We start from the raw sequence: 13,839 nt of genomic DNA, 5'->3' as shown, positions 1-13,839 counted from the left end.
TCGGCCCGGGTCAGATGCTCCAGTGTCGGAGTTCATCCGCGATTGCGCGGACATCCGCCTTGCCCTCCTTGACGAGCCGCGCGAGGTCCCTGACCTGCTCGGGCGAGGTCACGACCTTCAGGCCCGAGGCGACGAGATAGCCGTACGCGACGGCCGACGCGAACATCGCGTTGGAGTGCTCCAGCGCGGGGACGTGCAGCAGCAGCTGCAGTAGCGACGCGGCGCGGGTGTGCGGATCGCTGTAGACGGGCGTGCCGAATATCTCCGCCTCGTGGCGGCTGACGGCGGCGACGAGCGCACCCCAGTCGGTGACCTGCGGATCGCCCGGCGTCTTGTGCTCGGCGACCATGAGGAGCCAGGCAAGGTCGATCGAGAGGTTCACCGCCCGCCCTTGCTCGGCTCCGTGCCCGCCGTGCCGAACTCCTCCGCGAACACCGACTCGTACTGCTTCATGAAGTCCGCCGCGGCATCGACGAACGTGCGCCCCGCCTCGCCCGCGTCCTGCTGGACGAGCTCCTCGATGTAGCGGTTCACGCTCACCCCCCGCTGTTGTGCCCGCCGGCGCGCGGTCTCGGCGGTGCTCTCGTCCACCCGTACGTTCAGCTGAGTCTTTGCCACCCCTTCAAGCTAGCGCGGTGGCGCTAGCACCGACAACCTCTGGGGGCTGCCCGTACGCTCGGGGGTACGCAGCACGGAGCACGGAGTTCGGGAGCCGCAGACGCCCACGATCCGGGAGGCAGCATTGTCCACTCCTGCCACAGCACCCGCCCATGAACCGGCCACGGATGTGCCGCCGGCGGCGCGGGCCCGCGGCCTCACCAAGGCCTACGGCACCGGCGAGACGGCCGTCCTCGCCCTCGACTCGGTGGACGTGGACATCGCCCGCGGTCGGTTCACGGCCGTGATGGGCCCTTCCGGCTCGGGGAAGTCCACGCTCATGCACTGTCTCGCCGGCCTGGACACCGTGTCCGCCGGACGAGTCTGGCTCGGCGACACCGAGATCACCGGTCTCAGGGAGCGTGAACTGACCCGGCTGCGACGGGACCGTATCGGCTTCATGTTCCAGGCCTTCAACCTGCTCCCGACGCTCACCGCTGCCGAGAACATCACGCTGCCGATGGACATCGCAGGACGGAAACCCGACCGGGAGTGGGTCGACCAAGTCATCGACACCCTGGGTCTCCGCGACCGGCTGCGGCACCGGCCCGCCCAGCTGTCCGGCGGCCAGCAGCAGCGAGTCGCCTGCGCCCGGGCGCTGGCCTCCCGCCCCGAGCTGATCTTCGCGGACGAGCCGACCGGCAATCTCGACTCGCGGTCCGGTGCCGAGGTACTCGGCTTCCTGCGGGAGGCCGTGGACCGGCTGGAACAGACGGTGGTGATGGTGACCCATGATCCGGGCGCGGCCGCCCACGCGGATCTGGTGCTGTTCCTCGCCGACGGGCGCATCGTGGACGTGATGCACGAGCCCACGGCCGAGGCGGTGCTGGATCGCCTCAAGCGTTTCGACACCCTGCGCAAGAGCTGAGGGCGGGCGCCGTGCTGAGAGCGACGCTGCGGAGCTTCCTCGCCCACAAGGGCAGGCTGCTGCTGTCGGCCCTCGCGGTGATCCTTTCCGTCGCGTTCGTCAGCGGCTCGCTGATCTTCTCGGACACCGTGGCCCGTACCTTCGACCGGCTGTTCGCCTCGACCTCGGCGGATGTGACGGTCTCTCCGAAGGAGGGACTCGACGAGTACGTACCCTCCGGTGTGGTCCGTACGGTGCCGGCGTCGCTCGCCCAGCGGGTCCGCGCCATCGACGGTGTCGCCGACGCGCATGTCGACGCGGCCGTCGAGAACGTCACGGTCGTCGACGACCGCAAGGAGCCCGTCGGCCCGACCACCGGTGCCCCCACCATCGCCGCCAACTGGTACGTCACCGACCGCAGTCCGGTGAGGCTCACCGCAGGGCACGCACCGGAGGGTCCCGGCGAGGCGGTCGTCGACAAGGACACCGCCGACAAGAAGGACGTACGCATCGGGGACACCCTCACCGTCGTGGCCCGGCCCGGCTCGTTCGATGTCGAGATCGTCGGCATCGCCACCTTCACCACCACGAACCCGGGTGCGGCACTGGCCTACCTGGACACGGCGACGGCCCAGCGGAAGCTGCTGGGCAGGCCGGACGCGGCCACGTCGATCTCCGTGGACGCGGCCGACGGGGTGTCCGACGCCGAGCTCGAGCAGCGGATCGGCGCCGCGCTCGGCGACACGTACGAGCTGAGGACGGCGGACGAGCAGGCCGAGTCGGCCGCCGAGCAGTTGGGCGGATTCCTCGATGTGATCAAGTACGTGATGCTCGGCTTCGCGGGCGTGGCGGTCCTCGTCGGGATCTTCCTGATCGTCAACACCTTCACGATGCTGATCGCCCGGCGGACGCGCGAGTTGGGGCTGCTGCGGGCCCTGGGAGCGGACCGGCGACAGGTGCGCCGCTCGGTGCTCACCGAGGCGCTGCTGCTGGGGCTCGTCGGCGCGACGCTGGGGCTGGCCGCCGGGATCGGTCTGGCGGCGGGGCTGATCGAGCTGATGGGCCTGTTCGGGATGAACCTGAAGGCGGCCGAGATGGTGATCGGGCCGGCGACGCCCGTCGCGGCGTACGTCGTCGGGCTCGGCGTCACCTTCGTCGCCGCGTATCTCCCGGCCCGCCGCGCGTCCCGGGTGTCGCCGATGGCGGCTCTCGCGGATGCCGAAGTCGCGGGGGTGGGACGACCGCTGAGGATCCGGGCGATCGCGGGTGCGGTCGTCGGGGCGGCGGGCTTCGCCGCGCTCGCGGGGTGTGCGGCGAGCGGACGGACGGCGACGGCGTCCCCGCTCCTCGGTCTTGGCGTGGTGCTGACGCTGATCGCCGCCGTGGTGGCCGGTCCCCTGTTGGTGCGGCCGGTGATCAGGGTGCTGGGCGGGTCGTTCCCCCGGCTGTTCGGCGCGGTCGGCCGGATGAGCCGGCGCAACGCACTGCGCAATCCGCGGCGTACGGGAGCGACGGCCGCGGCGCTGATGATCGGCCTGGCCCTGGTGACGGGTCTCTCCGTGGCGAGCGCCTCGATGACCAGGTCCTTCGACCGCCAGATCGACCGCACGCTGGGCGCCGACTTCGTCGTGCAGAACACCAACTTCCAGCCGTTCCCACGGGAGATCACCGAGAAGGTGCGGGACGTGCAGGGTGCGGGCACGGTCGTACGGCAGCGGTTCACGCCACTGGCGCTGACGCTTCCGGACGGCGGTCGGGTGGAGTCCACGGCCGCGGGGTACGACCCCGGGCTCGACGAGGCCGCCAACGTCACGTATGCGAGCGGCAGCACGCGGGCCGCGCTGGCGCCCGACGCGATGGGCATGGACAGGGGCTTCGCCGAGGAGCACGGGGTGCGCACCGGGTCGGTGCTGCAGGTGGAGTTCCCCGGCGGACGGCAGGCCCGGCTGACGGTCGGCGCGCTGACGGACATGGACCAGGCCACGGGTCCCGGGATGCGGGGCGGGCTGTTCATGGGTCTTGCCACCCTGGACCGCCATGTGCCGGGCGGTCAGGAGAGCGCGGTGTACGTGAACGCGGCGGACGGCGTCGATCCGGGCGGCCTGCGCATGGCGCTGGAGAAAGCTCTGGACCCGTATCCGCAGGTGCAGGTGAGGGATCAGGCCGACTACAAGGAGCTGGTGCGACAGCAGATCTCCGTACTGCTCTATCTGGTGTACGCGCTGCTGGGGCTCGCGATCGTCATCGCGGTGCTGGGTGTCGTGAACACGCTGGCGCTCTCGGTGGTGGAGCGCACCCGGGAGATCGGACTGCTGCGGGCGATCGGTCTCTCGCGGGTGCAGCTGCGCCGCATGATCCGGCTGGAATCGGTCGTGATCGCGGTCTTCGGGGCCGTACTGGGCCTCGCGCTGGGCATGGTGTGGGGAGTGGCGGTCCAGCAGGTGCTGGAGCTGGAGGGCATGACCGAGTTCGCCGTGCCGTGGGGGACGGTCGTGGCGGTCGTGCTCGGATCGGTCGTCGTGGGTCTGGCGGCGGCGGTGCTTCCGGCGCTGCGGGCGTCGCGGATGAACGTGCTGGCCGCTATCGCGCACGAGTAGCCGAGCTTGCCGAGCTTCTGAGGAGGAGCCTGATGGTCAGGCCGTTCCGGTTCGGGGTGAACATGGTGACGCCCGCAGAGGGCAAGGAGTGGCGCCAGCGGTGCAGACGGGCGGAGGAGCTCGGCTACGACGTCATCCTGGTGCCCGATCATCTGGGCATGGTGGCGCCGTTTCCGGCCCTGATCGCCGCCGCCGAGGCGACCGAGCGGCCGCGGCTGGGCACGTTCGTCCTCAACGCGGCGTTCTGGAACCCCCATCTGCTCGCCCGGGAGATCGCGACCGCCGACGCTCTGACCGGCGGACGTCTGGAGATCGGGCTGGGCACTGGCTACGTGAAGGCGGAACACGACCGCGCGGGCCTGGAGTTCCTCCCGCCGGGCCGCAGGGTCGGCCACCTGGCCCGCACGGTCGAGGAGGTCGGCCGGCTGCTCGCGGACGAGGGGCACGTGCCGCGGGCGGTGCAGCGTCCCCGGCCTCCGCTGCTGATCGGCGCGAAAGGCGACCGGGTGCTGCGGCTGGCTGCCGAGCACGCGGACATCGTCGCGTTCACCGGGGCGCGCGAGTCGAACGGCGCGATGGTGGCGCTCACCGCCGAGGAACTGGACGAGCGGGTGGCTGCGTACCACTCGTTCGCGGCCGGCCGTGAGACGCCCGCCGAGCTCAACCTGCTCGTACAGGCCCCGACAATCACCGACGACCGCCGGGCCGCGGCCCGGGAGTTGCTGCCGCTGGTCCCGCATCTCCATCTCACCGCGGAGCAGGTGCTGGAGCTGCCGCTGCTCGCCATCGGCACCGTGAAGCAGATCGCGGACCAGATGAGGGCGCAGCGTGAGCGCTACGGCTTCTCGTACCTCACCGTGCTCGATCCCTGGATGGAGACGTTCGGCCAGGTGATCGAGGAGCTGCGGGGCGACTGACGGTGCCCCGGGCCGGGCCCGTACCGCATCGTGGATCTTTCGCTGTCACAGATGTCGCCCGGCGGCCGCCAGTCGCTCACGCCACCAGTCCACCGTCACCTTGACCTGCTCAGCGATGGGGGTGGCGCGCACCGCGAATTCGGCTTCGTACGCGCTCGAATCGACGACAAACGGATGGTCGAACTGATAGCGGATCTCCTTCAGTTCGCGAATCAGCGGGGAGACAACCGACACCACACCCAGCACGGCCGGCGACAGCCTGCGCACCGCGACCGGTCCCATTTCACACTGAGCGGCAAGGCGGTCCACCATCTCCCGGGTGGACAGCGCGGGCTCCGTCGGGACGTGCCAGGCCCGTCCCCACGCCCGTTCCTCGCCCGCGACCTCGACCAGGGCCCTGGCCACATCGGGGAGATAGCTCCAGCTGTGCGGGGCGTCCGGATCCCCGAGCGTGGAGACCGGCTTGCCGCGCAGCAGTCGTGGCACGACCCGCGCGGCCAGGTGCCCGCCGTCGGTCACGCCGGGCCCGAAGAAGTCCGAGGCCCGCACCTCGACCGCCTTGATACGACCTTGCTCATGCAGCTTCTGCGCCTGCTCCCAAACGGCGGCGCGCACCCGCCCCTTGGGGCCGGTCGCCGCGAGAGGCAGCTCCTCGGTCATGGGACCATCCACCGGACCGTAGCCGTAGAGGTTGCCCAGCATGACCAGGACAGCCCCGGTCGCCTCCGCCGCCGCGCAGACCGACAAGGCCAGCTGCGGCCATTCACTCGCCCAGCGATGGTAGGGCGGTGCGGCACAGCTGTAGATCGCGGTCGCGCCCTGCGCGGCCTCGATCAGTCGCTTGCTGTCCGTCGCGTCCAACGCCACATGCTCGATGCCGGGCTCCCGGCTTCGGCCCGACTTGGTGATGACCCGTACGGAATGACCCTTTTCGGCCAGCAGCCGCGCGGTGGCGGCCCCGGCGGGCCCTAAACCTATAACGACAGAAAGACTCACGCGCGCACACTAGCGCGAGTGTTCGTGTGACGTGGGCAACCGGTCGGCGCGCATCCGGCGGACCCGCCTCGACACACATATCGAGCCCGCCTCTCGACCGTTCGCTGCCCTCGTCGTGCAAGGCGTGAGGCACTTGCCCGTGTGGAGGGCGGAAGCTGGGCCGATGCCGTGATCGGCCACGGAGGCTCATGGCTGGCCCTTCATCTGGTTCCCGACGCGCAGGCCGCCGTGAACGCCGCCACGGACACCACGTCGGCGGCATCGGCCTGGTGGTCCGACGCCGTAGGAGCAGAGCCCGCCCCAGGCGTTTCTGCCTGGCTGCTGGTGGATGCGCCGCACAGCCAGACGACGTGGTCGATCCTGGGCAACACCGGCGTCGCCCTCGTGGTCGTGGCCGTCTGCCTCTTTGCGATGGACCGGTCGGTGCCCCTGCGGTGGGTTGCCGCGCCTGTCATCGCCGTCGGCTCCATGTCCTTGACCGCGTACGTCGGCCACATCGTCGCCATAAAGGCGCTGAGCGTCGGCGACCTGCCGGACTCGGCCCTGCTGCCGGCCCTGGTCGGTTTGATCGCAGCCGCCATGCTCCTGGCCTTGGCCTGGCGCCGGGTCAATTGCCGTGGGCCGCTGGAATCCCTCCTGCATGCCATCACCCTGCCGACCCGCCCAACTGCATGACCGGCGGCGTACGACCAGTCGTCGGCCAGGGCTGCCGCGGCGACACCCGAGCCTCGATGCCGGCCGTGGCCGCCCTTCGTCTGCGCGCCTTTCGAGCAGCGCGGCTTCGGCTGGGAGGTCGGGTGCGAGTTCGGGCGGGTGGGACATCGCCCCGCAGGTCGCCGGCCTCGGCCCGCAGCGTGGATCAGTGGCCGTCTCCGGCGGCGACGTCGAGCCGCTTGGTGAAATTCTTGCCTCCGTCCTGGGACTCGTAGACGCCGTTCTGGGTGGCGGCCAGCACGTGCTGAGCGTCGACTGCTGTGAGCGCCTGAGCTTGTCCGCCGGGGACTGTTCCCGTCTTCTGCCAGGTGGTGCCGCCGTCGTCGCTCCGGCTGAGGCGGCCTGCGTCGTCGATTCCGTACAGGGCCTCAGGTGTGGCCCACGAGAGGAAGGCCATCACCGGCTGCTTGCCCGTGGCGAAGGTTCTGCCGCCGTCGGTGCTCTTCGCTATCCCGTCGGCGGTGGTGGCCAGTACGGTGTCCGCGTCCTCGGGGCTGATCGCGATGTCCAGTGCCTGGAGTTGGGCTCGGTCGTCCCAGGCGGCTCCGTCCTTGCTGACGCGCAGCAGGGCGTTGGTGCTGTCGTAGCCGTAAATCGTGCCGCGGGCGTAGTCGAGGGCATGGAAGTCCACCTCGCCGGCCAGCGAGCGGGTCTTCCAGGTCTTGCCTCCGTCGGTGCTCTCGATCAGCCCGCGGTTGGCAGGGCCACTGGCGCTGGGGGCGGGGTGGCCGCTGGCCAGGAACGTCTTGGCATTGGCCACGGTGAAGCCCATGAAGTCGTCCTTGCTGGTACCGACCCGCACGGCCGTGCCGTCCTTGCCCCTGGTGAAGATCCCGTCGTGGGTGGCGACGTACAGCTGCTGGTCGGCCGGGTCGATGCCGAGGCCGTGCACATGCCGGATCGGAGTGTGCGAGGTTTCCTGGGCGTCGTGGGACGTCCCCGGGGCGTCGGCGTGGGTGCCCGTGTCGGAGTCCGTGGAGCAGCCGGCCAGCGCCAGCGTGATCACTGCGGCGGCTGCGATAAGGAATGTGCGTGTCTTGTTCATTTTTTTCCTTGTCCTGCCGAGGGGGATACAGATTGTCGTTCCGGGCCCTGGCGTGGAAGGCCCTGAAGGTGAGGGGCGCGGAGTGCATGCCGCGCGGATGAGCGGGATCCGTCAGTGGCTGTGGCCATCGCCGCCGTGGCCGGCTGTCTCTTCGGTTTCACCGCCGCCCTCCGGTGAGCCAACCGGCACCGGGGCACTTGTCGCGGCGGGCGTGGTCTGCGGCTCCGGTTTGTGCTGTTCCGGCTCCTCCGCACTGCCATGGCTGTGTCCCCCACCCTCCGCGGGCTCGCCCATGGAGGCCGCAACCTGCCGCAGGCCGAAGAAAGCGACTACCGCGGTGAGGAGAACCGTCAGCCCCACCAGGCTGAACAGGCGCCGCCACGGGGTGTCGGGATCCTTGATGCTGTACGCGATGAACGACACGACCAGCCCCAGGGGGACCAGCACGGCTCGCGGGCCGGGAAGTCGGCGAAGTGCTGCAGACCGCCGCTGAGCATGCCGATGCCGAACGAGAGCGCAAGCGAAGCGCCGATCACGACAAGCACGCGCGTCAGACCTGGCCGGTCGCGGGTGAGGACGAACTCGTTGAGGACCGTGGCGGCCAGGAAGACCAGGGTCCCGTAGAGGGCGATCCGGGTGTAGCGGGCGGGGTCGAGCGGGTGGTGCACAATCGCCCCGCTGATCAGGCCGGCGCCGACGAAGTAGCCGACGTATCCCAGGTAGCGGGCCGGCAGGGACGTCTGCCGGGCACGGCGGGCCCGTGCTTTGCGCAGCGCCGCCCGCCCGCCCTCGGGGGCTGCGGTCGGCGGCGCGGGGATGGGCCTGTCGATGAGTTGGTGCGAGGACAAGGACATGGCTCCTTGACGGTGGGCGGCATGGCAGTGCCATGGCATGACGAAGGCTGCGAAGCTCGCTGATGTGCACGGGTCCGGCTGCAGCAGGGCAGCGCGGCGGCACGGAACGTCCGACGCCGGGGATGGCCGAAGCGGCGCACCCCGGCAGCGGACAGGGCCGGTGGCTCTAGATCCGCTGGATGACTGAACCCGCTGAGCTGCGGGGCTGGGGAAGGGCGGACTCGCTCAGGATCGCCCCGGACTTCCCTTCCACGAACAGCCGACAGCTCGACGTGCCGTCGAGAGGTGTCAGGGCCGGTGCCGACAAGCCGGGGCCCTGCTGGGGCTGCCCGGACACGCACTCGCCGGCCGGGTGGGAATCGTGTTCCTCGTCGTGATGGCCGGGCGGTGTGTGCCGGTCGGGCTCTTCGGCCGCGTGGCCAGGCATGGAATGCGCTGCGGGCGCGGCGGCGACGGAGGTCAGGTGACTTGCAGCTGTCTCGGCGCTTACGCCATGCGTGTACAGGAAGCCGAACAGCAGGGCAGCCATCCACAGCATGCGCCAGGCCCCCGCCGACAAGCGGGCCCGGGGCTTGTTGCATGAGGACCAGGCCGTGACCATGCCACGAGCCTAACGGTAGGCCGCGGCGGTCTCGCGACCCCCTCCCGAGAAGGAGCCGGTTCGCCTCTGGGCCTGCTGTCTTCACCGCCCGCGCCGGGAGGGTCGGCACTCAGCTCGCCCGCCCACACCCTGGCAGTTGCAGTACTAGGACGGTCGGGGAGCTCGCCGACACCCGTCCCCGGACGGGTGTCGGCGCGGACAGGTTCTATGCAAGATGTCCCGGCGGGTGCTCGTCGGTGCTGTTCTGTCCGCACCGGTCGTGCTGGCGGTGATGCTGCACGAGTTCCTCGGCGCCGACGTGCCGGACCTACTGCTCAACCGGTGGTTCCAACTCGCGCTGATCACGCCGGTGATGTTCTACACCGGCCGGCCGATCCACCGGACCGGGTGGCTCGCGCTGCGGACCCGCAGCGCCGAGATGAACACGCTGATCACACTGGGCACGTGTGCGCCCGGGTCAGCCGGCGGCCCGGAAGGAGCGCAGGCGCAGAGAGTTGCCGACCACGAAGACGGAGGAGAATGCCATGGCGGCGCCGGCGATCATCGGGTTGAGCAGTCCGGCCGCTGCGAGCGGGATTGCCGCGACGTTGTAGGCGAAGGCCCAGAACAGGTTGGACCTGATGGTGCCCAGCGTCTTGCGGGACAGGCGAATGGCGTCCGCGGCGGCCCGCAGATCACCGCGGACCAGGGTCAGATCCGCGGCTTCGATGGCGGCGTCGGTGCCGGTGCCCATCGCCAGCCCGAGGTCCGCCTGGGCAAGGGCGGCAGCATCGTTGACGCCGTCCCCGACCATGGCAACCGAACGACCCTCGGCCTGGAGCCGCTTGACGACATCGACCTTGTCCTCAGGCATGACCTCGGCGATGATCTCGTCGATACCGACCTCGGCCGCGACCGCTTCGGCGACGGCCTTGTTGTCGCCGGTCAGCAGAATCGGGGTCAGCCCCAGGGCCCGCAGGCGGGTGATGGCCTCGGCGCTGGTGCTCTTGACCGCGTCGGCGACCTCGAGGACCGCGCGGGCCTCACCATCCCATGCCACTGCGATGACGGTACGGCCCGCGTCCTCGGCCGCGGTCTTTACGCGCTGAAGCTCTGCGGGGAGGGCGATGGCCCATTCCTTCAGCAGCTTCTCGCGGCCGACGAGGACCGCGTGGCCGTCGACGATGCCCTGGACGCCGAGACCGGGCACGTTCGCGAACTCCTCCGGCACCGGCAGGGAACCGAGGTGCTCGGTGGCGCCGACGGCGACGGCCTGGGCGATGGGGTGCTCGGAGGCGTGCTCCAGTGCGCCCGCCAGCCGCAGCACCTCGGTCTGGTGCGTACCGACGGCGGTGTGGACCTTCAGGAGCGTCATCTTGCCGGTGGTGACGGTGCCGGTCTTGTCCAGCACGATCGTGTCGACCCTGCGGGTGGTCTCCAGGACCTCCGGACCCTTGATGAGGATGCCGAGCTGAGCGCCGCGTCCGGTGCCGACCATGAGCGCGGTCGGGGTGGCCAGGCCCAGGGCGCAGGGGCAGGCGATGATCAGGACGGCGACGGCAGCAGTGAACGCGGCCGTCCATCCGGCGCCGTTTCCCAGCCAGAACCCGAGCGTGCCGAGCGCCAGGGCGATGACGACGGGTACGAACACGGCGGAGATCTTGTCGGCCAGGCGCTGGGCGGCGGCCTTGCCGTTCTGCGCGTCCTCGACCAGCTTCGCCATCCGGGCCAGCTGCGTATCTGGGCCGATCCGGGTGGCCTCGACGACCAGACGGCCGCCGGCGTTGAGAGTCGCACCGGTGACCGAGTCGCCGACGACGACCTCGACGGGCACCGACTCGCCGGTCAGCATCGAGGCGTCCACGGCGGAGGCGCCCTCGACGACGGTGCCGTCGGTGGCGATCTTCTCGCCCGGGCGCACCACGAACCGGTCACCCACCTGCAGGGCGCTCGTCGCGATGCGCTCCTCACGGCCCTCGCGCAGGACGGTGACCTCCTTCGCGCCAAGCTCCATCAGCGCCCTCAGCGCCGCACCGGCCTTGCGCTTGGAGCGCGCCTCGAAGTAACGGCCCGCCAGGATGAACGCGGTCACACCGGCCGCGGCCTCCAGATAGACGTTCCCCGCTCCGTCGCTGCGGGCGATGGTCAGCTCGAAGGGATGGGTCATGCCGGGCATGCCCGCGGTGCCGAAGAACAGCGCCCACACCGACCACAGGAACGCCGCCGACGTGCCGACCGAGATAAGGGTGTCCATCGTGGCGGCGCCGTGCCGGGCGTTGGTGAAAGCGGCCTTGTGGAAGGGCCAGGCGGCGTAGGTGACGACCGGGCCGGCCAGGGCCAGGGAGAGCCACTGCCAGTAGTCGAACTGCAGGGCCGGGATCATCGCCATCGCGATGACCGGCACCGCCAGGACCACCGCTGTGGTCAGCCGCTGACGCAGCGGCCGCAGCTCATCGGCCTCGCCCGCCTCCACCGCGCGCTCTTCACCCCCGGGAGCCTGGAGCGGTGGCTCGGGCTCGCGGGCGGTGTAACCGGTGGCCTCGACCGTACCGATCAGGTCCGCGACCGATATGCCGTCCTCGAAGGTGACCTTCGCCTTCTCGGTGGCGTAGTTGACCGTCGCGGACACACCGTCCATGCGGTTGAGCTTCTTCTCGATCCGGGCGGCGCACGAGGCGCAGGTCATGCCGCCGATGGCGAGCTCGACCTCTGCGGCGCCGGGTGTGGTGGTGGTCATGCGTGCTCCTCGTACTGAACGGACGACCGAGGCCCCGCGAGGCCCCGGCGGCGGTAAAGGGACGGAAGGCGGTCAGGCGGCGCGGCCGGTGACCTCGTAGCCGGCGTCGTCCACGACCTCGGCGACCGCCTTGTCGTCCGGGTCAGCGGTGCTGATCACGGCCACCTGACCGGAGGCGAGGTCGACCTCGACGCGGCTGACGCCGTCGATGGCGCCGATCGCCTTGGTGAGCGTGTCCTTGCAGTGCTCGCAGGTCATACCCGACACGGCGTAGACGGTGCGGACGCCCTCAACGGCGGCCGACTGCTCCGTGCTGGTGGAGCAGCTGTGGTCCGGGGTGCAGCAGGACGAAGACATGGGATTCCTCCAGCAAGAGTGTGTGACGATCGAGCATACCCCCGGGGGGTTAGCTCGAGAGCAGTCCCAGGTATACCCCCCACCCGTATGGAAGGCAACCACTGACACCACTTGCCTTCATACCCCTAGGGGGTATGGTGGGCTGCGCTGACGTCCCCAGGCATCTCGCCACACTGACCCTGAAGGAGAGAACATGAACACGGCAGTCAAGATCGGCCTCTACGGCGCCGCGCTCGCGGCCACGTTCGGAACCGCCTACGGAATCGGCACGGCAGCCGACCCTCTCACCGGAGACCCCGGCACCTCACAGCACGGCACGCACCAGCGGGACGAAGGGACGAGCCACAGCGGCGGTGGCGAGCACACCGAACACGCCGCCGCCCTACCAAAAGGACTGCAGGTCTCCCAGGACGGCTACACCCTCGACCTGAAGACCCCCCGCATCACTGCCGGCGCGGAGACCCCGCTGCGCTTCGCCATCAAGGACAACACCGGAAAGGCCGTCACCGGCTACGCCAAGGCCCACGGCAAGGACCTGCACCTCATCCTCGCCTCACGTGACCTGAACACCTTCCGCCACCTGCACCCCACCCTCGGGCCCGACGGCACCTGGAGCACACCCGTCGACCTGCCCGCGGCAGGCGACTACCGCGTCTTCGCCGACTTCACCCCGGCCAGGAACGGCGCCAAAGCTCTGACCCTCGGCTCCGACCTCGCGGTCGCCGGCCCCTACCAGCCCCAGGAGCTGCCCGCGCAAAAGGCCACGGCCGAAGTCGACGGCTACACCGTCACCCTGGACGGTGAACTCACCGCCGGAACGACGTCCGACCTGAAGCTGAGCGCGTCCCGCAACGGCAAACCCGTCACCGACCTCGAGCCCTACCTCGGCGCCTACGGCCACCTCGTCGCACTGCGCTCCGGAGACCTCGCCTACCTCCACGTCCACCCAGAGGGCGAGCCTGGCGACGGCACCACAAAGCCCGGGCCCGACATCTCCTTCATGGCCACCGCCCCCAGCAACGGCACCTACCGGCTCTTCCTCGACTTCAAGCACGAAGGCACCGTCCGCACCGCCGCGTTCACCGTGCACACCGCGACGCCCGGTGCCGAAGCCGAGAAGCATGGAAACGACAACGCCGAAGACCACTGATCCTGCGGTGTGACTGAATGCCTGTGCCAGTGGACTGCGACGAACCAGCCGCCGAACAACCGCAATGCGGTCAACGGAGCGTGGGTTCCCGCCACCGGTGCGTACTTCGCCGGCTTCGAGAAGTCCCAGGTCAGCCCGATCTCCTGGCCGGACAACATCGCCTTCGACCCCCACGGCAACCTGTAGCTCGCCACCGACGGCAGTGCACTCGGCTCCAACGACGGCCCTTCGCCGTTCCCGTAAGGGGCCCGCATCGCGGCGACGTCAAACGGTTCCTGACCGTCCCCTAGACCGCCGAGCCTGCGGCCCGATCATCACCGAAGACCGCATTCACATCGCGGCCCGGCACCCTGCTCGCGGCTTGCACGAACCCGGGAGCAGGCCCGCC

Annotated in this window: 14 protein-coding genes; 6 read left to right on the top strand and 8 right to left on the bottom strand. The window is 70.2% G+C overall.

Annotated features, from left to right (window positions below):
- Window positions 1-10: 10 nt before the first annotated feature.
- Window positions 11-382 (bottom strand): fic family toxin-antitoxin system, toxin component, encoded by a 372-nt coding sequence (locus ACWCXB_RS20250; RefSeq protein WP_450724715.1) that lies wholly within the window; start codon window positions 380-382, stop codon window positions 11-13.
- The gene (locus ACWCXB_RS20245) at window positions 379-618 is read right to left on the bottom strand and encodes a toxin-antitoxin system HicB family antitoxin (protein WP_450724713.1); all 240 of its coding nucleotides are present in this window, start codon (window positions 616-618) and stop codon (window positions 379-381) included. Before ACWCXB_RS20245 ends, ACWCXB_RS20250 begins: the two co-directional genes overlap by 4 nt.
- Window positions 619-742: 124 nt before the next feature.
- On the opposite strand from ACWCXB_RS20245, the gene ACWCXB_RS20240 reads away from it, so the two are divergent.
- From ACWCXB_RS20240 to ACWCXB_RS20230, 3 genes are read left to right on the top strand one after another with little or no spacing between them, the layout of a single operon-like run.
- A complete protein-coding gene (locus tag ACWCXB_RS20240; RefSeq protein WP_450724711.1) occupies window positions 743-1,525 on the top strand; it encodes an ABC transporter ATP-binding protein in 783 nt (260 codons plus the stop codon).
- 11 nt (window positions 1,526-1,536) lie between these two features.
- Window positions 1,537-4,101, top strand: a complete 2,565-nt coding sequence (locus ACWCXB_RS20235) for an ABC transporter permease (protein WP_450724709.1) — start codon at window positions 1,537-1,539, stop codon at window positions 4,099-4,101.
- Between the two features lie 32 nt (window positions 4,102-4,133).
- Window positions 4,134-5,018, top strand: coding sequence for an LLM class F420-dependent oxidoreductase (locus ACWCXB_RS20230; protein WP_450724707.1), 885 nt, complete (start codon window positions 4,134-4,136; stop codon window positions 5,016-5,018).
- Between the two features lie 45 nt (window positions 5,019-5,063).
- Here the strand turns inward: ACWCXB_RS20230 and ACWCXB_RS20225 are convergent, their stop codons facing one another.
- The gene (locus ACWCXB_RS20225) at window positions 5,064-6,014 is read right to left on the bottom strand and encodes an NAD-dependent epimerase/dehydratase family protein (RefSeq protein WP_450724705.1); all 951 of its coding nucleotides are present in this window, start codon (window positions 6,012-6,014) and stop codon (window positions 5,064-5,066) included.
- A gap of 141 nt (window positions 6,015-6,155) precedes the next feature.
- Here ACWCXB_RS20225 and ACWCXB_RS20220 point away from each other — a divergent pair, with 141 nt between their 5' ends.
- The gene (locus tag ACWCXB_RS20220; protein WP_450724703.1) at window positions 6,156-6,689 is read left to right on the top strand and encodes a DUF418 domain-containing protein; all 534 of its coding nucleotides are present in this window, start codon (window positions 6,156-6,158) and stop codon (window positions 6,687-6,689) included.
- A gap of 184 nt (window positions 6,690-6,873) precedes the next feature.
- Here the strand turns inward: ACWCXB_RS20220 and ACWCXB_RS20215 are convergent, their stop codons facing one another.
- The 5 genes from ACWCXB_RS20215 to ACWCXB_RS20195 form a co-directional block, all read right to left on the bottom strand.
- The gene (locus ACWCXB_RS20215) at window positions 6,874-7,773 is read right to left on the bottom strand and encodes a F510_1955 family glycosylhydrolase (protein WP_450724702.1); all 900 of its coding nucleotides are present in this window, start codon (window positions 7,771-7,773) and stop codon (window positions 6,874-6,876) included.
- 350 nt (window positions 7,774-8,123) lie between these two features.
- Complete coding sequence (locus ACWCXB_RS20210) at window positions 8,124-8,627, bottom strand: hypothetical protein (RefSeq protein ID WP_450724700.1); 504 nt, start codon at window positions 8,625-8,627, stop codon at window positions 8,124-8,126.
- Window positions 8,628-8,793: 166 nt separating this feature from the next.
- The gene (locus ACWCXB_RS20205; RefSeq protein ID WP_450724698.1) at window positions 8,794-9,228 is read right to left on the bottom strand and encodes a hypothetical protein; all 435 of its coding nucleotides are present in this window, start codon (window positions 9,226-9,228) and stop codon (window positions 8,794-8,796) included.
- Between the two features lie 457 nt (window positions 9,229-9,685).
- Entirely contained in the window at window positions 9,686-11,944 is a 2,259-nt protein-coding gene (locus ACWCXB_RS20200; protein WP_450724696.1) for a heavy metal translocating P-type ATPase, read from the bottom strand.
- Between the two features lie 72 nt (window positions 11,945-12,016).
- On the bottom strand, window positions 12,017-12,301 hold the full coding sequence (locus ACWCXB_RS20195; RefSeq protein WP_450724695.1) for a heavy-metal-associated domain-containing protein: 285 nt from the start codon (window positions 12,299-12,301) through the stop codon (window positions 12,017-12,019).
- 193 nt (window positions 12,302-12,494) lie between these two features.
- Between ACWCXB_RS20195 and ACWCXB_RS20190 the strand changes: the two genes are divergently transcribed.
- Together ACWCXB_RS20190 and ACWCXB_RS20185 are read left to right on the top strand one after the other, a co-directional pair.
- A complete protein-coding gene (locus ACWCXB_RS20190) occupies window positions 12,495-13,451 on the top strand; it encodes a hypothetical protein (protein ID WP_450724693.1) in 957 nt (318 codons plus the stop codon).
- Window positions 13,452-13,460: 9 nt separating this feature from the next.
- A complete protein-coding gene (locus ACWCXB_RS20185; protein ID WP_450724691.1) occupies window positions 13,461-13,637 on the top strand; it encodes a hypothetical protein in 177 nt (58 codons plus the stop codon).
- The last annotated feature ends 202 nt before the right edge of the window (window positions 13,638-13,839 follow it).

It is taken from the genome of Streptomyces sp. NPDC001514 (genome assembly GCF_053597075.1).
This window is presented reverse-complemented; position numbering and strand designations above follow the sequence as displayed.